This is a genomic window from Erythrobacter sp. JB3-1, from assembly GCF_057364995.1.
Genome location: NZ_CP200289.1, coordinates 170,819 through 188,424, shown reverse-complemented (window position 1 = coordinate 188,424; position 17,606 = coordinate 170,819). Strand labels below are relative to the sequence as shown.

Sequence of the window (17,606 nt, the reverse complement as noted above, 5' to 3'; positions counted from 1 at the left end):
CAATGCGGCGCGATGGCGGCAAGGTCAAGGAGGCTTAGCGTTCCCACACCCGGCGCAGCAGGGCGGCTGGCAATGCGCCGCGCACAAACAGAAGGTCAGAGACGCTGGAGGCCTCTTCGGCGCCCATTTGCCGCTTGTAACCGCCATCGCCAAGGCCCCAGTCAATGCGGGCAAGTCCGCGCTTTGCGGCGCTAGTGAAGTCGTCATAGAGCAGAACGCGGCCGGGCGAGAACTTGTGGAACTGCTGATCGAAATTGTTGGCGATGGCATAGCGCGTGTCGCCACAGTCGAGGCCAAAAGTGAAGGCCGCCGGTATATCGCCGACATGCAGCAGGCTGCCGCGGATCATAGCGGCGATCGCAGGGTCCTCAGCGATGCCTTCCCAGAATGAGCGCAGCGCTGGATCGTGAAACTTGGTGTCGCCGCCCTGTTCGAGCTGTCCGACCCAGGAATTACTTTCAATTTCGGCGATGGCATCGCGAGTTTCATCGGTCCAATCTTCGCCAGTGAAGTATGAAATAGTGACTGGACCGGTTTTCTCGAGTTGACGAACCCGCCAGCGGTCCTTCTGCTGCCCTTTGGTGGAGGGCCAATTGCCTGACGCCGTCAGCGCGACCAGATCGAGCACGAACAGCTGACCAACTGGGCGTGAAAGCACGCGCCAACCTGCCTCAATTGCGGCGGCTTTGAGCACATCCAGCGAGAGATCGTCGTCGACCACCGGGCCCATGCGCCAGACACTACCGAGCTGCTTAGCAAGCGCCTTGTCCTTGAGAGCAGTCGCAAGCTCTTCCGCTGCGCAATTGCTGTCCAAAGGAGCGCCGCGAAACGGCCAATAGGCGCCTGCGACCTGCTTAATTGCAACGGGGCCGAGCTTCTTCTCGCACATGGGAAAGGCGGCAATCGCTTTGCCATCATTGCTGCGCGCGACAAGCTCGGTCGTTGCCGGATCGCGGCCCGATGCAAACCACTGCGCCCTTAAGAAAGCGCGACGCGGATCATCTGCCTCCGCAAGGCGGTCCAGCTCCGATTGGGGCTGCGTGTCGATGGGGAAGGGCGCGTTCATGACAGCGGTGGCAATCCCGCGCGGCCAAACAGGCGGCGCCACACGCGAAAGCTCAGCGCTTTGGCGCGGTTGCTGGCGGGCCAGCGCTTTGGCGCATTGGGTGTTATGCCGATCCGGCGCATCAGCACATTGGCGCAGCGCGCATCGCTCTCATCATAGCTCCAGTTAGAGCGCCACGTGATCGACAGCGAAATCGAGCTTTGCGGTCCATTGCGCACGAAATGCGGGGCCATCACCGGCACGTAAACGGCATCGCCCGGACCAAGCGGAAACTCACGGCCTTGGCCTTCAAATTCATCGTCCCACTTGAGCTCGCGCGCGCCGCCTGCGTGATAGGCTTCGTGCTCACCATCGGCCGCAAAGCGTGTATCGCCAGCGGGGAATTGGGTCATCACTTTGCTGCCCGTCACCTGCAGCAGAATGTTATGCTCTGGGTCGAAATGATAAGGCGTCACGGCATCGGGGCTGGAGATGAAAATGAACCCTTGCGGGGTCAGCATCTCGCCGGTTTTGGCCTCAATCTCAGCCTGCAATTCGCCGAGCAGATCGTGCAGCAATGCCTGATAGGATGGCACTTGCTCAACATTCTTAAGGACCGCCCAGCTGTTCGATTTGTGCACTTTGCGGATTGTCTCTGCGATGGTGAGGCCGTTGCTGTCCGGTTTGCCATCCACTCCAATCGGCAAATCGCCGCGATTGTATTCGACTGAACCTTCTGGAAGGCGCTCCGCCATGCTGGCCAGCGCTTCGATCTCCAACAGCGGATGCTGATCGAGGGCGTGGCGCAGAGTGTGCGGCGTTTCAGGATAATGCGCGGCAAAGTGATCGCGCGCATTCGCATCAAAGATCGCCGGAGCAGAGGCGCGCGCGCTTTGCCAGTCGTTTGCGTCTGTGATGGGCGCGTTCATTGCGGGGTCCCTTTGCGCAGCTCGCGGCGCATCAATTGCTCAAACACCGCGCGGCGCAGTTTTCCGCCAATCGCGACGTTGACGCTATGGATGCTGCGCTTCTCGCGCCACAAGCGCTCGATCATCGAGTGTCCTTCGGCGGCACGAGCTGTCGGCCCATTCGATAAATTCGTTGTTCAGCAGCTCCAGATTGTCGAGCTGGAGCAAAAGGCCGGGCGAGTACTTCGCGTAGCGCTCGTCAAACGCAGTTTTGAAACTGTAGGCTCCCGGCGGCGTGATGAAGTTCGCGAGCATGGCGATGGCTCGCCCGTCGACCCTCAAGGCGAGCCGTTCCAACCGGCCAGAGCGTGCTGCGCCGGCCAAGGCGTCGGTAAAGAACTGTTCGGTATGGCCTGCGCTGGCGAGGGCGGAGCCTTCGGCACCTTTCCAGCCTGCGCGTTCCACGGAGAGAAACTCGCGGGTCCACTCGGTAATGCCTTCTTCGCCTTCGGTCCGCTCCACGCTCAATGCGCCTTCTTCCGCCAGGCGTTTGCGCAACCGGCGCAGTTCTTTGCGCCGTTTTTTGGTCATGGATGTCTCAAGATATTCCTCGGGCGAAATTTCTGCGTCTAGCATGGCGCGCTCTTCCCTGTGCACGACTGCGCTCGGGCGATCATGCTCGGCCAAGGCTTCGCGCAGGCCCTCGGCCACCGGGCCATCGGCGGGCAATTGCGGCAAATGCAGGAACAGCGCCTGGCGAGGCTTGTGGTCCAGCGCGGTGAACAAGGTGCGCCAGAAATCGATCTCATGCCCTTTGGCGATTAGGGGCGCTCCGCAAAAGCTGTTTGCGTGCAGCGCCGCGCCGCAATGCGGCACGGGATAGCCATAATATTGACGGGATTGCTCAAGCGGGATGAGGCCGAGCAGGTCGCCGCCAACGATATAGGCGAACACTTCGACCCTCGCGCTTTCGGGTAAATTGGCGAGCGAGGCGGAAAGAAACCACTCTTCGAAAAAGGGGTTGGGTTCGGCCGCGCAATTGGTCAACTCGTCCCATGCGGCAAGGAAAGCAGTGCGGCTGATTTGGGCAGGCGTCAGGGCATGCATCCCATCGCTCCAACCCAAAAGCGGGCCAGAGTGAGAAGGGGCGCTGGGCATTGCAGGCGCGCTTGCCATGTCCATCCGTTAACCTTTTCCCAGCGCGCAGAATCGCACGCGGGGCGTGGTTTAGGCCGAATGATGTTAAGGAAGCGTTTGTGCGACGCGCTTCGGGTGCGAGTGTTTGAACGTGGCGTCGGACCACAAAAAACCCCGCCAGACCTATGCCCGGCGGGGTTTAAAGATGTTTGCAGCCGATCAATCAGCCGCAGATTGGCGTCAGATCAATGCCCGCCCGCCAGCGCCGCGAGCAGAAGCAGCGCGACGATGTTGGTGATCTTGATCATTGGGTTCACGGCTGGGCCAGCGGTGTCCTTGTAAGGATCGCCAACAGTGTCACCGGTCACAGCGGCCTTGTGAGCTTCTGAGCCTTTGCCGCCGTGATTGCCATCTTCGATATACTTTTTGGCATTGTCCCATGCGCCGCCGCCAGCGGTCATGGAAAGCGCCACGAAGATGCCCGAGATGATAACACCCAGCAGCAATGCGCCGAGAGCGGCAAAGCCCTCTGCTTGGCTGCCTGTTGCCGCAGTTACAGCAAAGTAGACCACAATTGGCGCGAGCACTGGCAGCATGGAAGGTACGATCATTTCCTTGATCGCGGCCTTCGTCACCAGGTCGACCGTGCGGGCATAGTTTGGACGGCTGGTGCCATCCATAATGCCCGGGTCCGCGGCAAACTGCGCGCGCACATCAACCACCACATCACCAGCGGCGCGGCCAACGGCGGTCATGCCCATCGCACCGAACAGGTACGGGAGCAGCGCGCCTAGCAGCAAGCCAACGATGACATACGGGTTTTCAAGACTGAAGCTGACCGCGAGATCTGGGAAGAACTCTTTGAGGTCAGCGGTGTAGGCCGAGAACAGCACAAGAGCCGCCAGACCGGCAGAACCGATTGCATAACCCTTGGTCACTGCTTTCGTGGTGTTGCCAACGGCGTCTAGCGCATCGGTTTTCTCCCGAACGCTTTCTTCCATCTCAGCCATTTCAGCGATGCCGCCAGCGTTATCCGTGACAGGGCCATAGGCATCCAAAGCAACAACCATACCGGCCAGCGCCAGCATTGAAGTCGCCGCAAAGGCGATGCCCATCAGACCAGCGAGCTGGTATGTCACGATGATACCGATCACGATCACAATGGTCGGCAGTGCGGTCGATTCAAGGCTGATAGCCAGACCTTGAATGACGTTGGTGCCGTGTCCGGTCTCAGACGATTTCGCAATCGAGCGGACCGGGCGGTATTCTGTGCCCGTGTAATATTCGGTGATCCAGATGATCAGGCCAGTGATGACCAGGCCAACCATCATCGCCAGGAACAGCGACATGCCAGTGAACGTGTTGTCGCCCAGCGTGTACTCCGTGGCCATGCCAACCGCATAATCAGTCGCAAAGTAGATCGCGACAGCGGATAGAACGGTGGTGATGATAAAGCCCTTATAGAGCGCGCCCATGATGTTGTTCGAGGAACCGAGACGAACAAAGTACGTCCCGATGATTGAGGTCACGATGCAAACACCGCCAATAATCAGCGGCAGGCTCATCAGCGCCAGCAGGCTGTCAGCGGCAAGGCCGGTGAACAGCAGAGCGGTCAGAACCATGGTTGCACCAACGGTGACAACATAGGTCTCGAACAAGTCAGCGGCCATGCCAGCACAATCGCCAACATTGTCGCCCACGTTATCGGCGATGGTCGCCGGGTTGCGGGGGTCATCCTCTGGAATGCCAGCTTCGACCTTACCAACCAGATCGGCGCCAACGTCAGCGGCCTTGGTAAAGATACCGCCGCCCAAACGCGCAAAGATCGAGATCAGTGATGCGCCAAAGGCTAGCCCGACAAGCGCGTCGATGACTTCGCGTTTCTCAGCAAGCACGGTGAGGTCCATGCCCATTGTGCCAACCAGCACGTAAAAGAACCCTGCGATAGACAGCAGCGCAAGGCCAGCGACCAACATGCCGGTAACCGCACCAGCGCGGAAAGCCACGGTCAGCCCTTGTTGAAGGCCTGTTTCAGCCGCCGCCGCTGTGCGCACATTGGCACGCACCGAGATGTTCATCCCGATAAAGCCAGCCACACCGGACAGTACCGCACCGACAACAAAGCCGATGGCAGAAACCGCACCAAGGAAAATGAAAACGAGTATGGCAACCACCACACCGACGATGCCGATCGCGGTGTATTGCCGTTTGAGATAAGCCTGTGCGCCTTCTTGAACGGCGCCAGCAATTTCTTGCATTTTGGCGTTCCCAGCACTCGCGCTGAGAACTTGTTGGCTGGTGACAACGCCATAGATGATGGCAACGACGGCCAGTCCAATTGATATGAGTGTTAAGTCCACTGAATGAATCCCCTCTCCCAGGATGAAGATTGCGCCTGGGTTCTCCCATTGACGCAGTGGAGTGAACCATACGGACTGATGTCAAGCTGGCAAGGAGGAAACGGGGCGGCTCCGCCCATTTTGCCGTTTTTGCTGAGAGCGGCCCGGCAATTCGGGATCAGCCGTGCTGATAGCCGAGGCCCTGCGCATTGACGATTGGGTTGCCGTCAAGCGTGAGCGGAGCAAAGCCCAGCGGCTGAACACTGCCAATTCGCGTGGCGGGAATGGGAAGGGTCAGCCCCTCTGGCGCGGTGAACAGAAGCTCATAGTCATCACCCCAGCGCATGCAGTCCTCGCGCCTCTTGCTATCCGCTACCGGCACACTCTCGCTCTCGATTGCGAGGGTGACCTCGCTTGCCTCCGCAAGACGGAAGGCATCGAGCAGCAGTCCGTCTGAAACATCCATCATGGCGCTGACATGCGGCGCTAGTGATTGGCCTTGCTGCAACAACGGATGAGGGCGGTTGAACGCCTCGAGGTGCTCAGTCGCACCTTCAAAGCCGAGCATGGCGGCGCCGAGCATGCCTGTGATATACAGCGCATCGCCGGGTGAGGCACCGCTGCGCGAGGGAACCGGCGTATGAACTGCACGGCCAATGGCGGTGAGGCCGAAGGTGCGCGGGCTCGCCGCAGAAACGGTGTCTCCGCCTAGAATTGGCACATTGTAGCGGCTGAGCGCTTCGCCGAGGCCCGCAAGGAAGCGCTTGTCATCCTGGCCAAGCGAATGGCCCAGCAATACGCCAATTGGCTCAGCTCCCTTGGCTGCGAGGTCAGACAGGTTTGAGGCGACCAGTTTCCAGGCAACATCGGCCATGTCGGCATTGGGCCGGAAATGCGTGCCCTCGGTCATCATATCATGGGTTAGGACAAGAGCTTCGCCGCCGATCTCTAAGACAGCGCAATCATCGCTTAACCCGCGCGCACCGGAATGGAGCGGCAGAGCGCGCAGCGCGGTGATGAAATCGGCTTCGTTCATCTCGGTTCCCGCAGACAAGTCTGCGCAACTGCGGGCGGGCAATCGCCCTTGCGGTGGGTCGCACCGATTGGTGCCAAGCCCAAGCTAAACCTTCACTTCTTTTGCGACTGCATCAAGGATGCCGTTCACGAATTTTGCTTCGCGGTCGTCGAAGAATGCCTTCGCCACATCGACATATTCGTTGATGGCGGCTGCGGCTGGCACATCGTTGCGCGCGAGCAGCTCGTAAGTCCCGGCGCGCAGGATTTGCAGCATGGTCTTGTCGAGGCGTTTCAGTGTCCAGCCATCGGCCAGTTTGGCGGTCAGCAAAGCGTCGATCTCCTCGCCGCGCGCGTCAACTCCGCGCACCACATCATCGAAGAACTCAACTTCTGCATCGGCGAATTCGTCTTCATCGATCGTCTTGCCGAGGCGATGCTGGTGAAACTCATCGAGCAACTTCGCGAGCGCAGTACCCTCCATCTGCAGTTGATAGAGCGCTTGGACAGCGGCGAGCCGCGCGGTTGAGCGGGCTTGAGAGCGGGCGGGCGTGTTCATTTGAGGCGAAGTTCCACTGATTTGGCATGCGCGGGCAAACCCTCTGCATGGGCGAGGGTCGCCGCCGCCGGACCGATCGCGGCAAAGGCGTCGTCATCCAGCGCGATGAAGCTGGTGCGTTTCATGAAGTCGAGCACGGACAGCCCGCTGGAAAAGCGCGCGCGCCGGCCGGTTGGCAATACGTGATTGGGCCCGGCGACGTAATCGCCGACGGCCTCTGGCGTCATTCGGCCTAGGAACACGCTGCCCGCGTGATTGATCTTCGAAAACAGCGCCTCTGGATCAGCTACGGCTAGTTCGACGTGCTCAGCGGCCAGTCGGTCCGCGAGCGCAGGTGCCTCGTCCAAGTCTTCGACCAGAATGATCACGCCGTGATCGTCCCAGCTTTGCTTGGCGGTTTTGCCCGTTGCGAGCTGCGAGAGCTGGACGGTTAAGCGGTCCTCAACCTGCGCGGCGCAGGTAGCGTCATTGGTGATCAAAATGGACTGAGAGGTCGGGTCATGCTCAGCTTGGCTCAGCAGATCCGCTGCGATCCAGTCTGGATCATTGTCGCAATCTGCGATCACCAGAATTTCGCTCGGCCCTGCGACCATGTCGATGCCGACCACGCCGTAAAGCTGGCGTTTGGCCTCCGCGACATAGGCATTGCCGGGGCCGGTGATAACATCAACCGGCTTGATCCGCTCGGTGCCATAGGCCAGCGCGCCGACTGCTTGCGCGCCGCCAACGCGCCAAATCTCGCTCACGCCCGCAACATGCGCAGCGGCGAGGACCAGCGGGTTGGAATTGCCCTTTGGCGTCGGTGTAACCACGACAATGCGCTCAACACCTGCGACCTTAGCTGGGATCGCATTCATCAGCAGTGACGAAGGATAGGCCGCGCGCCCGCCCGGTACATACAGCCCGGCGGCATCGACGCTGCGCCATACTGCGCCTTGCCGCACACCAGCGTCATCGGTGAAATCGCGGTTCGCCGGGATTTGATCGCGGTGATAGGCCTCGATCCGCGCAGCGGCGAGGTTCAGGGCGTCGCGCAATTCTGGCTGAAGGGCGTTATACGCCGCCTCGCAGCTTTCGGGCGAGATCGACCAGTCTTCGTCAGTGCTCAGGCTGTGCCCATCAAAACGCTGGCTGTATTCCACCAACGCCGCATCGCCCTTCGCTTTGACCCGCGCGAGAATGTCGCTGACTTTGCCAGAGACGTTCTCGCCGCTTTCGCGCCGGGCATTGACGATCTTGGCAAAGCGTTGCTCAAAATCGGCATCTTTGGTCGACAGCTTTTGCATTATGCGATCTGCTTTTCGGCGGCTTGCGCTTCCATATCGGCGCGGAATGCGGCGACAAGCTCAGCGACACGCGGATCGGTTTTCAGCGCCGCACGGTTCACGATCAGCCGAGCAGAGATGTCGATGATCTTCGATGTCTCGACTAAGCCATTGTCCTTCAGCGTCCGTCCGGTCGACACCAGATCAACGATCTGACGCGCGAGGCCAAGTGAGGGGGCGAGCTCCATTGCGCCATTGAGCTTCACGCATTCAGCCTGAATGCCTTGCGCCTCAAAATGACGCCGGGTCAGGCTCGGGTATTTCGTCGCAACCCGCAGGTGGCTCGCGCTGGATTGCTCTGCGGTGTCATCCACACGCTGCGCAACCGACAGGCGGCAATGGCCGATATCAAGGTCCACCGGCGCGTAAAGATCAGCGTAATCAAACTCTTCGATCACGTCAGAGCCAACAATTCCAACCTGCGCTGCGCCATGCGCAACGAAGGTCGCCACATCGAACGCGCGGACCCGGATGAGTCGCATATCGGCGCGATTTGTGCCAAAGCTCAGCGCGCGGTTGCTCTTGTCGTGAAACGCGGCCTCGGGCTCAACACCGGCGCGCGCCATTACAGGCAGAGCCTCATCGAGGATCCGCCCCTTGGGAATGGCAAAGGTGAGCTGGCCTGAATTGTCCGTAGTCATTGCGGAGCCGCACTTAGGCATTGCACTGCCAAAGGGCAACACGGACGATCAGGTAAACCTGCCTTTGATCGCGCCACCAACATAGTGAGGAGACGCGTTACATGAGTGACAGGGCATGAGTGACGGGGCGATTATGGACACCTCAGACTTTGACGCGGCTCTGGGCTGGCAGGCGACCCATGCCGAGGAAAACGGAGCGCCGTGCACCGCAAGGATTGTGCGTGCTTTGGCCGCCGCCGCAAAAGGCGACACTGCCGTTGCACAACGGATGACGAATTGGCCGGGCCTCACTCTGAAGGATGCAATGCCGCTTAGAATTGCGGGCGGTATGCATTACTTGGTTTTAAGCGGTGCGGATGACCGTCTTGCTCCGGTGTATCGCGACGAGATCACTGACCAAGCGGAGGTCGATGCGCTGGTTTGCGCAGTGGTAGACGCGCACGATGCTGCACTCGCCCCCTGGCTTGATGAACCGCCGCAAACCAATGAGGCCGGGCGCTCGGCCAGCATCATGGCTGGTTTGCTATGGTTGGCTGGCCGGGTGCCTGCGAAGTTCGATATGTTTGAACTCGGCGCAAGTGCCGGGGTTAACACTATGATGGACCGCTATTTTTACCGTTTGGGCGATACAGAAAGCGGGCCGCCATGCTCTCCGATGCAGATCATCCCTGAATGGCGAGGCGCATCGCCATCGACCGCCGAAATAGACATCACCGCCATTTGCGGCTGCGATATTGGACCGATTGATCTAAGCGATCCGGACGCGGCTCTGAGGCTGAAAAGCTATGTCTGGCCGGACGCGCAGGAGCGGATGCAGCGGATCGATGCGGCAATTCAGCTCGCAAGCGAGCGCGCGCCCGATATCGTGCAAATGGACGCAGGCGAATTCGTGCGGGAGCAATTGGCCAAGCCGCAAGAACCCGGCACGACCCGCGTCATGTTTCACTCGATCATGTGGCAATACATGCCCGAGGGCACTCAAAGTGAGATTACGGCTGCGGTTATGGCGGCTGGCGAGAAGGCGAGCGCCGAGAAACCGCTCGCATGGATCGCGCTTGAAACCGACCCTGCGACATTCCGCCACGAACTTCGCGTGCGTTATTGGCCGGGCGGGCAAGAGGAGGTCTGCCTCGCACACGCGCATCCGCACGGCGCCTGGGTAGAGTGGAGCGGGAGCTAGTTCGCTAGAAACTTCTCCATGGCCGCATTGACCTTCTCCGGTGCTTCCCATGCCACAAAATGCCCGCAATCCTGGACTTGCTCGATGGTTAGGTCGTCAATGAGCTCGTCCAACCCATCAAGGTTTTCCGCAGGCAAAGCCAAGTCATCCATCGCCCAGACCACTAGTGTCGGGATGGTCAACTGGGGCAGATCTGGCCCAGTGTAATCCGATGGCACTTCGAACGGTTCGTCCATTGTCGGCACTGTGATCGGGCTGGCGCGGTAATAATTGATCATGCCAAAGGCGGCATCGCGGTTTTGCCAATCGCGCAGCAAAGCCTCGCGTTCTTCCGGCTCCATCGCGGCTGGGCGGTCCCACTTCACCTCCTGCAGCATCAGGCCGGTGAGGCCTTGGTCCTTGATCAACGCGTCATTCGCCGTGTCCTTAAACCCGCGAATATATTGGCTTGCCTCGCGCTGACCCGGATGGGTGTAGAGCAATTTCTGGAAGATTGAGGGATGCGGGGCATTGGCAATCACCGCGCGTTCGACCCGCATATGCTGGCCGCCTAGCGCCACACCCCATGCAATCGCGCCGCCCCAATCATGGCCAACAATCGTGAATTTCCCTATGCTCAACGCATCGGCGAGCAGAAAGATATCGCCGATCAGTTTGTCCGGGGTGTAAGCCTCGACCTCTTGCGGTTTGGATGATCCGCGATAGCCGCGCTGATCGGGCGCAATGCAGCGGAAGCGATCCTTGAAATGCGCGATCTGATGGCGCCATGTCCGGTGGCTTTCAGGAAAGCCGTGGAGGAAGATCAAGACAGGGGCATCGAGCGGGCCTTCATCGACCACATCCAGATGAATTCCATTGGCAAGTTGCACGCGTTTTTGTTCCATCGCGCTCAATCCTCCGCTTCCATTTTCTCCATATAGCCGCTGGCGACCATGCCAGCGATCTGGTCGAACAGAGCATCGGGCGTACGGCGCATCTCGCCCATCGCCAGCTCAGCCCCTTGCGCGACGATGATCTCGCGCTCGCCAGCAGCAATCCCGCCTAGCATGGTGTTGGCTGCATCCTCGGCAGAGATGCCATTGTCGATCACATCGTCAGAGCGGCCCCGTTTTGCGCCATCCGCGGTCAGAGCATTGCGCGCGACATTGGTGGCGACGGAGCCAGGGTAGATCATGTGCACATTGACGCCCGATTGCGACAATTCTCCGCGTAGGGCGTCGCCATAGCCAGCGAGGCCAAACTTCACCGCGCTGTAGGCTGTGCGCATCGGCACACCGACTTTGCCCGCTATGGACGAGATAAAGGCGATGCCGCCAGAGCCTCGCTGGGCCATGTGTCCGATCAAACCTTGTGAGAAGGCGATCTGCGCGGTGAGATCGATATCGATTATGTCGCGGTAGACCTGCATATCTGTGTTGAGCGCGCGGCTGCGTTGAGACACCCCAGCATTGGCGAACGCCAGATCGACCCCGCCTTTCCAAGCGATAGCTTTGGCGGTGGCATCGGCAAGCGCTGCGTCATCGCGCACATCAAACGGCAGGAGTAATGTCTCGCCGCAATCCTGCGCGACCTCGGCCAACCGCGCTTCATCGCGGCCCGACAACACCAAATACGCACCGCGCCGCGCCAACTCGCGCGACAATGCCGCGCCAATTCCCGAAGATGCGCCAGTAATCCAAACGGTTTTGCCGGTGTAGTCCATTTTCTCTCCCTGGCGGAACAGATGATTGAGTAATGGTGAGCTGGCAAGCCCTCGCATAGGAATACTGGGCCAACGCCGACCTGTGATCGCAAAGCGCGGAATTGAAAAAACGATTTGAGAGCTTAAGGCGTCCATGAACTATATTCTTGGCCGCTTGAGCCAATTTTTTTGGAAAGTCGTTCTATGGCGCTGTCATTTCTCGTGATTGATGATTTCCTTGAGAACCCGGATGGGATGCGCGAACAGGCGCTAGGCTTGGAGTATCACGATCAACCTGGTCCTTATGTCGGCCGAAATTCAAAGCAACACGCTAACTTACCTGGGTTGGAGCAATATGTTTCGCAGCTTGTAGGTGAGCGCCTTAAGCCAATTGAGCCACTTCAGTCGCATGGAAAGTTTCGGGTCACTCTAGAAGAGCATGATGGGATACCGGCGATTCACATTGATCCCTCGCAATGGTCCGGCATCCTGTATCTATCCAAACCCCAAGATTGCCGCGGAGGGACCGAGTTCTACAGGCATAAAAAAACTGGGCTTGAGAGCGCACCATTCAATGATAAGGCGGCGCATGCAGCGGGCTTTGCATCGCAAGCAGATGCATTGTTGCAGACGGTCGAGGCTGACGCTTTGGACCATGATGCGTGGGAGAAGACCATGGAAATACCCATGCGCTACAACCGGTTGTTGCTACTGCGCCCATGGTTGTTCCATACCTCAGGCAAAGGATTTGGTACGTCGATCGAAAACGGACGGCTAATCTACACTATGTTTTTCACTCTTGGTTGATCATAGTACGTGGCTCTAAAGAGCTGAGCCAGTCTTGATCAGCGCCGCTATATTCTCTGGGTAGATCGCTTCGTGCCAGCTCTCAAGTTCGTCCATGGTGAACCAGCGGTGCTGGGTCATCACTTTGCGCTCAAGTTCGGTGTGACGGGTGGTGTCGATTAGCTCGCTACCCGCGCGGACGATGAAATAGCGCTCATCCGCCCGCACGGGTTCACCTTCGACGGTGATGAATTCTGGCTCGATCTGGGCGATTTGCGAGCCTGGATCGGCGACTATGCCGGTCTCCTCCAACAATTCGCGCCTCGCTGCCTCTTCAAAGCTCTCGCCAGCCTCGCATTCGCCGCCTGCGGTCACCCAAAACGGCGGCCGGTCAGCGACATCAAAGCGGAACATCAGAGCGCGGTTTTCAGGGCTGAGAACGACAATCCTCGCCGCGCGCCGGATGCGCTTCTTTGCCGCTTCGTGCATTTGCCTAATCCTCGTTCCGGCTTTCTTCGCGCAGCTTCAGTCCAGCGGTTTGCAACGGTGTGACGGCATTCTTGAATTGCCCCGGTGTCATCCTTGTGAATTTGCGAAACTCTCGGTTGAGGTGCGATTGATCGAAATAGCGCAGCTGCGCCAAATCCTTTTCGCTGGCATTGCCAAACCCGCGCATCGCTGCCGCCATGTCGAGGAACTTGCTGCGCCTCAAAACGCCCTTTGGTGTCAGTCCAAAAGCATCCTTACATCGGCGCTCTAACTGACGGATGGAAATGCCAATGTCGTCAGCAGCCTGATCAATTCTGATTGTGCTGTCTCTGCGCGCAAACACCTCAAATTTGGCAAGCTGTTTGTCCACCTGAGGGTGCCCATGTTGCTCGATCCGGCGCAGGATAACGGCCTCCATCGCCGCAACTTTCGCCTTGTCATTCCCAGCAGCACAGATGCCTTGTTGTAATTCGCTGGCCAGATCGCCCCACTCGTCCGCCAGAGGCATTAGGCGGTCGACATATTCAGCGTGTGACTTGGCGAATAAACCGCGCCAACCGCTGGGGCGGATGGCAAATCCAACAACGTTGAAACTGCCCTTTACCCTAACCATAAACGGGCCTGCATTGGCTCCGAACAGCAATGTGTCGCTGGGCCGGGACCATTCGCCGGGCGCAATCTCACCGGACCAATCACCCTCAACCAGGCAGCGCACAAAGGCGGTCTCTGACAGCAGAAAATCTTCGATCACCATGGTTTCGGGCAATTGCGCCTGAAACACATAGAACCGCCTGATGTAGGGTGCGACATCGGGCGAGGGGTGGTAGGTGCGAGACAGCAGCATCAGCCCGCCTGATCATGAGCTCGCATTGTCTCCGCTCCCCAGCTTCCCTGCACAAGTTTGGCGCTTGGCTCGCTCTAACTTTCCGGCACGCTTGCCTTTATCGCAACAGCATGCACCCGTTCACCGACAATGTCACCCAACGCAGCGATAACAGCACGCTGCCGGGCGAGCCGGTTCATTTCGGCGAAAGCCGAAGCTTCGATCATGATGGTGAAGTGCGATTCGCCGCTGCCATCATCCCCGGCGTGGCCCGAATGCTGCGCGCTATCATTGATGATCTCGAGCTTACTTGGCGAAAAAGCCTCCGTCAGCAGCCGTGACATTTCTTGGGCAATTGAGCCGTTCATCGCGTTCTCTCTCTTGGATTTAGGGTTCTGAGACCCCATGCTCTATTTTCATGCGCTCTGCCAAGTTTCATGGACGTCACGAAGACGCTGCACGCGATTGCGAAGCCCCGGGCTGTGAGGAGGCTGGCGAGTTTCGTGCGCCGGGCAACCGTCCCAATGGCTTTGACGGTCCGGGGGAATGGCGCTGGATGTGTCTGGAGCATGTGCGCCAGTTCAATTCGGGCTATGATTGGTTCGAAGGCATGAACGCAGAGGAAATCCTTGCTGCGCAATCGCCGGCATCTGGTTGGAAGACCGAAAGCCCTAGCTTCAAGCCGACCGCTGGGATTGATGGCATGCCGCGCTGGGCCGATTTTGATGATCCCTTGGATGCGATCTCGGCTCGGGCCGCCGGGATAAAGGGGCGCGCTAGGCGAGATGCAGAGGCGGCTCCCAATGGCTTTGGCGGGACGCGTTTCTCTGCGGAAGAGATCGGCGCGCTTGAAGCAATGGGGCTGGGACAAGATACCGATCGGCCGCGCCTGCGCCAGCGATATTCAGAGCTCGTGCGGCGTTACCACCCAGACCGCAATGGTGGGGACCGCAAATACGAAGCGCGCCTGGGCAAGGTGGTGGAGGCCTATCAATTGCTGCGCAAAGCGCGTGCATTCACTTAGGCATTGCTAGTTGTCCCAATCCGAGTGCAAGCTGGCGATATCAAACCGGGGGCTATTCGAAATGGTGGGTATGAATACGAGTACGTTGCTGTCGAAAGCGGGTTTCATTCCTCTGCCTGTTTGGCTGGTGCTAAGTACAGTGGCGGGCTTTCTCGCGATTGGATATGATCCGATCGCCTCGCATGTCAGCGTGATGACTCTAGAAAACAATTTTTCTCACACTTTGGTGAATATCGCCGCTTTGGTAGTTGGGGTTAGTTTGCTCGTTTTTGGAGCGGCTGTGTGGGCAGTGTCGGGCAGGGCCTTCTCTGCTGGTGCGGCGTGCTGGATGATTTTTGGCGTCGCAATGATCAGCAATGGCATCTGGCCAATGGGTAGCCCACTGCACGGCTTCCACGTCATCGGAATTTTCAATATCTTGGCGCCAGCGTTGTCGTTACTTGATGTACAATCGTCCGACCTGCGATCAAAATTGCATACTGCAACCGTGTTTGTTAGTCTTGCCGGAATGACATACCTATGGCTCTTGCTTACAGGCTTTGAGCCTGAAGGGTATTCGGGCATCTTTCAGCGCTTTTTTGGGTCTATCAATTTCGCTTGGCCGTTGCTGTTTGCGTATCATCATACTCGGCTTGCCAGTGCGATTGATAAATAGTTTCAAACGGCACAATTAAGTCTGGCGAAATGCCCAGCGCAAGGTCCGGCCCATGCCCCATGTTGCGGCGCGCGCGGGGATGGCGCTTAGACCGGGTGCGTTTAGCCCCAGCATGCTTCTGCCCCATGGCGGCAACATCGCCACTGCATCGCCGCCCAGCATGGCTTGCACGCCCGGCGGTGTGCCCTCTGGCTTTTGGTTGAGCACCAGATTGGCGATCTTGCGCGCCTCCGGGGAAGGGCGCAGATCAACGCGCAGCTCGCGGAAAATCGCATCGGCTTCTGCCCGGGTGTCCGGCACTGGGTCTGCGCCTAGAGCGCGGGCGATCACCGCAAACTGGAGGTAATACTCATCCTGTTCGCTGCGCGGCATATTGGGCCGGACATGGCGCATATATCCAGCTAGGAAACTTTGCGCCTCGGCCACATGGACCCAAGCGAGCGTGCGCGGATCATTCGCGATGTAAGATGAGCCATCCGGCAGCGTCCCGTTCACCTGAGCATGGATGCCATTGACCCGCTCAATCGCCGCCATTGCGCGGTCGCGGTGGCCAAAAGTGGTGACCGCGATGAACTTCGCCGTGCGGCGCAGGCGGCCATGCATATCTTCGCGAAAGTTTGAATGGTCGAGCACGCCCTGGAGCGCATGGGGATGGAGCATTTGCAGCAGCAGGCTGCGAATGCCGCCGGTCATCATTCCGACCAGATCAGCATGCACCATGCGGATCGGCGTATCACGCTCAAACAAGGCCTCGTCTGAAGGCGGCTCTAGCTTTTGCCCGGCGCTGGCATCGTTGAAGACATCGCGGACCTGCTGAACCAGTTTCAGCCGCAGTTTTTCGATTGGGTCGGGCATCTAGCTCTAATATAGGAAAGGCACGTCATTTGAAAATGTTGGCGTATGATTTTGACGGGATGCTTGCAGGTGGGCGTTCCTCGCGATAGGCGGTATCCACGATGAATTCTCCTGCAGACAACAGCTTCGACGGCGCCAGCAGCGCGCTTCCCCCTCAGCCCGACACGACGGTCGATGTGCGCGACACATTCGGCATTGATGTCGATTGGCAAGTGCCCGCATTCAGCGTGGCAGAGGCGCATGTGCCAGAGACCGACGATAGCTACGTCTTCGATCCTGACACGACGCTCGCGATTTTGGCCGGCTTTGAGCACAACCGCCGCGTGATGGTTCAGGGCTATCACGGCACGGGTAAGTCCACGCATATCGAGCAAGTCGCCGCGCGGCTTAATTGGCCCAGTGTCCGCGTGAACCTGGACGCGCATATCAGCCGGATCGATTTGATCGGGCGTGATGCCATCGTGCTGAAAGACGGTCTGCAAGTCACTGAGTTTAAAGAAGGTATCCTTCCGTGGGCGCTGCAGCACCCGGTCGCGCTGACCTTTGACGAATATGATGCGGGTCGCCCGGATGTGATGTTCGTTATCCAGCGCATTCTAGAATTTGATGGCCGCCTCACGCTGCTTGATCAAAACCGTGTGATCACGCCGAACCCCTATTTCCGCCTGTTCGCTACAACCAACACGGTTGGCCTGGGCGATACCAGCGGGCTGTATCATGGGACGCAGGCGATCAACCAAGCGCAGATGGACCGTTGGAACATCGTGGTTGCGCTCAATTATCTGTCCGCTGAAACCGAGCAGAAGATCGTTAAGTCGAAAACGCCTGACACAGATGACGCGGTGATCGCGGATATGGTGAAGGTTGCGGACCTAACCCGCCAAGGCTTTATGAACGGCGATATATCAACCGTGATGAGCCCGCGCACGGTCATCACTTGGGCGCAAAATGCTGCGATTTTCAAGAATCTCGGCTTTGCCTTCCGCCTTTCATTCCTCAACAAATGTGACGAGGCAGAACGCGTTCTGGTGAGCGAATATTACCAGCGGGTCTTTAACGAAGATTTGCCAGAGGGCATCGCGAAGACCGGTTAACACGGCTCTCTAGACATATGCAGAGTGGAGACTGAAACATTCTGATCTATC

Annotated in this window: 20 protein-coding genes; 5 read left to right on the top strand and 15 right to left on the bottom strand. The window is 58.7% G+C overall.

Going from position 1 to position 17,606, the window contains the following annotated elements:
* Window positions 1-34: 34 nt before the first annotated feature.
* The 9 genes from AC0V6M_RS00965 to hisG all read right to left on the bottom strand — a co-directional run bounded on the left by AC0V6M_RS00965 (window position 35) and on the right by hisG (window position 8,968).
* Window positions 35-1,066, bottom strand: coding sequence for a GNAT family N-acetyltransferase (locus AC0V6M_RS00965; RefSeq protein WP_486137001.1), 1,032 nt, complete (start codon window positions 1,064-1,066; stop codon window positions 35-37).
* The gene (locus AC0V6M_RS00960; RefSeq protein ID WP_486137000.1) at window positions 1,063-1,974 is read right to left on the bottom strand and encodes a cupin-like domain-containing protein; all 912 of its coding nucleotides are present in this window, start codon (window positions 1,972-1,974) and stop codon (window positions 1,063-1,065) included. Before AC0V6M_RS00960 ends, AC0V6M_RS00965 begins: the two co-directional genes overlap by 4 nt.
* On the bottom strand, window positions 1,971-2,099 hold the full coding sequence (locus AC0V6M_RS00955) for a hypothetical protein (RefSeq protein ID WP_486136999.1): 129 nt from the start codon (window positions 2,097-2,099) through the stop codon (window positions 1,971-1,973). Before AC0V6M_RS00955 ends, AC0V6M_RS00960 begins: the two co-directional genes overlap by 4 nt.
* Entirely contained in the window at window positions 2,059-3,060 is a 1,002-nt protein-coding gene (locus AC0V6M_RS00950) for a GNAT family N-acetyltransferase (RefSeq protein ID WP_486136998.1), read from the bottom strand. Before AC0V6M_RS00950 ends, AC0V6M_RS00955 begins: the two co-directional genes overlap by 41 nt.
* Before the next feature lie 275 nt (window positions 3,061-3,335).
* Window positions 3,336-5,450 (bottom strand): sodium-translocating pyrophosphatase, encoded by a 2,115-nt coding sequence (locus AC0V6M_RS00945; protein ID WP_486136997.1) that lies wholly within the window; start codon window positions 5,448-5,450, stop codon window positions 3,336-3,338.
* Window positions 5,451-5,607: 157 nt separating this feature from the next.
* Window positions 5,608-6,465, bottom strand: a complete 858-nt coding sequence (thiL, locus tag AC0V6M_RS00940; protein ID WP_486136996.1) for a thiamine-phosphate kinase — start codon at window positions 6,463-6,465, stop codon at window positions 5,608-5,610.
* 84 nt (window positions 6,466-6,549) lie between these two features.
* Window positions 6,550-7,002 carry a transcription antitermination factor NusB gene (gene nusB, locus AC0V6M_RS00935; protein ID WP_486136995.1) on the bottom strand — a complete coding sequence of 151 codons (453 nt, stop codon included), beginning with the start codon at window positions 7,000-7,002 and terminating at the stop codon, window positions 6,550-6,552.
* Window positions 6,999-8,288, bottom strand: a complete 1,290-nt coding sequence (gene hisD / locus AC0V6M_RS00930; protein WP_486136994.1) for a histidinol dehydrogenase — start codon at window positions 8,286-8,288, stop codon at window positions 6,999-7,001. The genes nusB and hisD overlap by 4 nt, the downstream gene beginning before the upstream one ends.
* Window positions 8,288-8,968, bottom strand: a complete 681-nt coding sequence (hisG, locus tag AC0V6M_RS00925; RefSeq protein WP_486136993.1) for an ATP phosphoribosyltransferase — start codon at window positions 8,966-8,968, stop codon at window positions 8,288-8,290. The genes hisD and hisG overlap by 1 nt, the downstream gene beginning before the upstream one ends.
* A 115-nt stretch (window positions 8,969-9,083) precedes the next feature.
* Between hisG and AC0V6M_RS00920 the strand changes: the two genes are divergently transcribed.
* The gene (locus tag AC0V6M_RS00920; protein ID WP_486136992.1) at window positions 9,084-10,148 is read left to right on the top strand and encodes a DUF2332 domain-containing protein; all 1,065 of its coding nucleotides are present in this window, start codon (window positions 9,084-9,086) and stop codon (window positions 10,146-10,148) included.
* On the opposite strand, the gene AC0V6M_RS00915 is transcribed toward AC0V6M_RS00920, so the two are convergent.
* Complete coding sequence (locus AC0V6M_RS00915; protein ID WP_486136991.1) at window positions 10,145-11,032, bottom strand: alpha/beta fold hydrolase; 888 nt, start codon at window positions 11,030-11,032, stop codon at window positions 10,145-10,147. The genes AC0V6M_RS00920 and AC0V6M_RS00915 overlap by 4 nt on opposite strands.
* 5 nt (window positions 11,033-11,037) lie before the next feature.
* Window positions 11,038-11,850 carry an SDR family NAD(P)-dependent oxidoreductase gene (locus tag AC0V6M_RS00910; protein ID WP_486136990.1) on the bottom strand — a complete coding sequence of 271 codons (813 nt, stop codon included), beginning with the start codon at window positions 11,848-11,850 and terminating at the stop codon, window positions 11,038-11,040.
* 183 nt (window positions 11,851-12,033) lie between these two features.
* Here AC0V6M_RS00910 and AC0V6M_RS00905 point away from each other — a divergent pair, with 183 nt between their 5' ends.
* A complete protein-coding gene (locus tag AC0V6M_RS00905) occupies window positions 12,034-12,636 on the top strand; it encodes a DUF6445 family protein (RefSeq protein WP_486136989.1) in 603 nt (200 codons plus the stop codon).
* A 15-nt stretch (window positions 12,637-12,651) separates the two neighbouring features.
* Here the strand turns inward: AC0V6M_RS00905 and AC0V6M_RS00900 are convergent, their stop codons facing one another.
* The 3 genes from AC0V6M_RS00900 to AC0V6M_RS00890 all read right to left on the bottom strand — a co-directional run bounded on the left by AC0V6M_RS00900 (window position 12,652) and on the right by AC0V6M_RS00890 (window position 14,295).
* Complete coding sequence (locus AC0V6M_RS00900; RefSeq protein ID WP_486136988.1) at window positions 12,652-13,104, bottom strand: NUDIX hydrolase; 453 nt, start codon at window positions 13,102-13,104, stop codon at window positions 12,652-12,654.
* Between the two features lie 4 nt (window positions 13,105-13,108).
* A complete protein-coding gene (locus AC0V6M_RS00895; RefSeq protein ID WP_486136987.1) occupies window positions 13,109-13,948 on the bottom strand; it encodes a helix-turn-helix domain-containing protein in 840 nt (279 codons plus the stop codon).
* A gap of 74 nt (window positions 13,949-14,022) precedes the next feature.
* Entirely contained in the window at window positions 14,023-14,295 is a 273-nt protein-coding gene (locus AC0V6M_RS00890; RefSeq protein WP_486136986.1) for a BolA family protein, read from the bottom strand.
* Between the two features lie 50 nt (window positions 14,296-14,345).
* On the opposite strand from AC0V6M_RS00890, the gene AC0V6M_RS00885 reads away from it, so the two are divergent.
* Window positions 14,346-14,951, top strand: coding sequence for a J domain-containing protein (locus AC0V6M_RS00885; RefSeq protein WP_486136985.1), 606 nt, complete (start codon window positions 14,346-14,348; stop codon window positions 14,949-14,951).
* A gap of 61 nt (window positions 14,952-15,012) precedes the next feature.
* Entirely contained in the window at window positions 15,013-15,606 is a 594-nt protein-coding gene (locus tag AC0V6M_RS00880; protein WP_486136984.1) for a DUF998 domain-containing protein, read from the top strand.
* A 15-nt stretch (window positions 15,607-15,621) separates the two neighbouring features.
* Here AC0V6M_RS00880 and AC0V6M_RS00875 read toward each other — a convergent pair whose 3' ends face one another.
* On the bottom strand, window positions 15,622-16,461 hold the full coding sequence (locus AC0V6M_RS00875) for an oxygenase MpaB family protein (protein ID WP_486136983.1): 840 nt from the start codon (window positions 16,459-16,461) through the stop codon (window positions 15,622-15,624).
* Window positions 16,462-16,562: 101 nt separating this feature from the next.
* On the opposite strand from AC0V6M_RS00875, the gene AC0V6M_RS00870 reads away from it, so the two are divergent.
* A complete protein-coding gene (locus AC0V6M_RS00870; RefSeq protein WP_486136981.1) occupies window positions 16,563-17,555 on the top strand; it encodes an AAA family ATPase in 993 nt (330 codons plus the stop codon).
* Window positions 17,556-17,606 lie beyond the last annotated feature (51 nt).

Excerpts from the sequence above, each read along its gene's own strand:
- AC0V6M_RS00965 (WP_486137001.1), bottom strand. The coding sequence starts at position 1,066 with ATGAACGCGCCCTTCCCCATCGACACGCAGCCCCAATCGGAGCTGGAC.
- AC0V6M_RS00960 (WP_486137000.1), bottom strand. The coding sequence starts at position 1,974 with ATGAACGCGCCCATCACAGACGCAAACGACTGGCAAAGCGCGCGCGCC.
- AC0V6M_RS00955 (WP_486136999.1), bottom strand. The coding sequence starts at position 2,099 with ATGATCGAGCGCTTGTGGCGCGAGAAGCGCAGCATCCATAGCGTCAAC.
- AC0V6M_RS00950 (WP_486136998.1), bottom strand. The coding sequence starts at position 3,060 with ATGCATGCCCTGACGCCTGCCCAAATCAGCCGCACTGCTTTCCTTGCC.
- thiL (WP_486136996.1), bottom strand. The coding sequence starts at position 6,465 with ATGAACGAAGCCGATTTCATCACCGCGCTGCGCGCTCTGCCGCTCCAT.
- nusB (WP_486136995.1), bottom strand. The coding sequence starts at position 7,002 with ATGAACACGCCCGCCCGCTCTCAAGCCCGCTCAACCGCGCGGCTCGCC.
- hisD (WP_486136994.1), bottom strand. The coding sequence starts at position 8,288 with ATGCAAAAGCTGTCGACCAAAGATGCCGATTTTGAGCAACGCTTTGCC.
- hisG (WP_486136993.1), bottom strand. The coding sequence starts at position 8,968 with ATGACTACGGACAATTCAGGCCAGCTCACCTTTGCCATTCCCAAGGGG.
- AC0V6M_RS00920 (WP_486136992.1), top strand. The coding sequence starts at position 9,084 with ATGAGTGACGGGGCGATTATGGACACCTCAGACTTTGACGCGGCTCTG.
- AC0V6M_RS00915 (WP_486136991.1), bottom strand. The coding sequence starts at position 11,032 with ATGGAACAAAAACGCGTGCAACTTGCCAATGGAATTCATCTGGATGTG.
- AC0V6M_RS00910 (WP_486136990.1), bottom strand. The coding sequence starts at position 11,850 with ATGGACTACACCGGCAAAACCGTTTGGATTACTGGCGCATCTTCGGGA.
- AC0V6M_RS00905 (WP_486136989.1), top strand. The coding sequence starts at position 12,034 with ATGGCGCTGTCATTTCTCGTGATTGATGATTTCCTTGAGAACCCGGAT.
- AC0V6M_RS00900 (WP_486136988.1), bottom strand. The coding sequence starts at position 13,104 with ATGCACGAAGCGGCAAAGAAGCGCATCCGGCGCGCGGCGAGGATTGTC.
- AC0V6M_RS00895 (WP_486136987.1), bottom strand. The coding sequence starts at position 13,948 with ATGCTGCTGTCTCGCACCTACCACCCCTCGCCCGATGTCGCACCCTAC.
- AC0V6M_RS00890 (WP_486136986.1), bottom strand. The coding sequence starts at position 14,295 with ATGAACGGCTCAATTGCCCAAGAAATGTCACGGCTGCTGACGGAGGCT.
- AC0V6M_RS00885 (WP_486136985.1), top strand. The coding sequence starts at position 14,346 with ATGCGCTCTGCCAAGTTTCATGGACGTCACGAAGACGCTGCACGCGAT.
- AC0V6M_RS00880 (WP_486136984.1), top strand. The coding sequence starts at position 15,013 with ATGGTGGGTATGAATACGAGTACGTTGCTGTCGAAAGCGGGTTTCATT.
- AC0V6M_RS00875 (WP_486136983.1), bottom strand. The coding sequence starts at position 16,461 with ATGCCCGACCCAATCGAAAAACTGCGGCTGAAACTGGTTCAGCAGGTC.
- AC0V6M_RS00870 (WP_486136981.1), top strand. The coding sequence starts at position 16,563 with ATGAATTCTCCTGCAGACAACAGCTTCGACGGCGCCAGCAGCGCGCTT.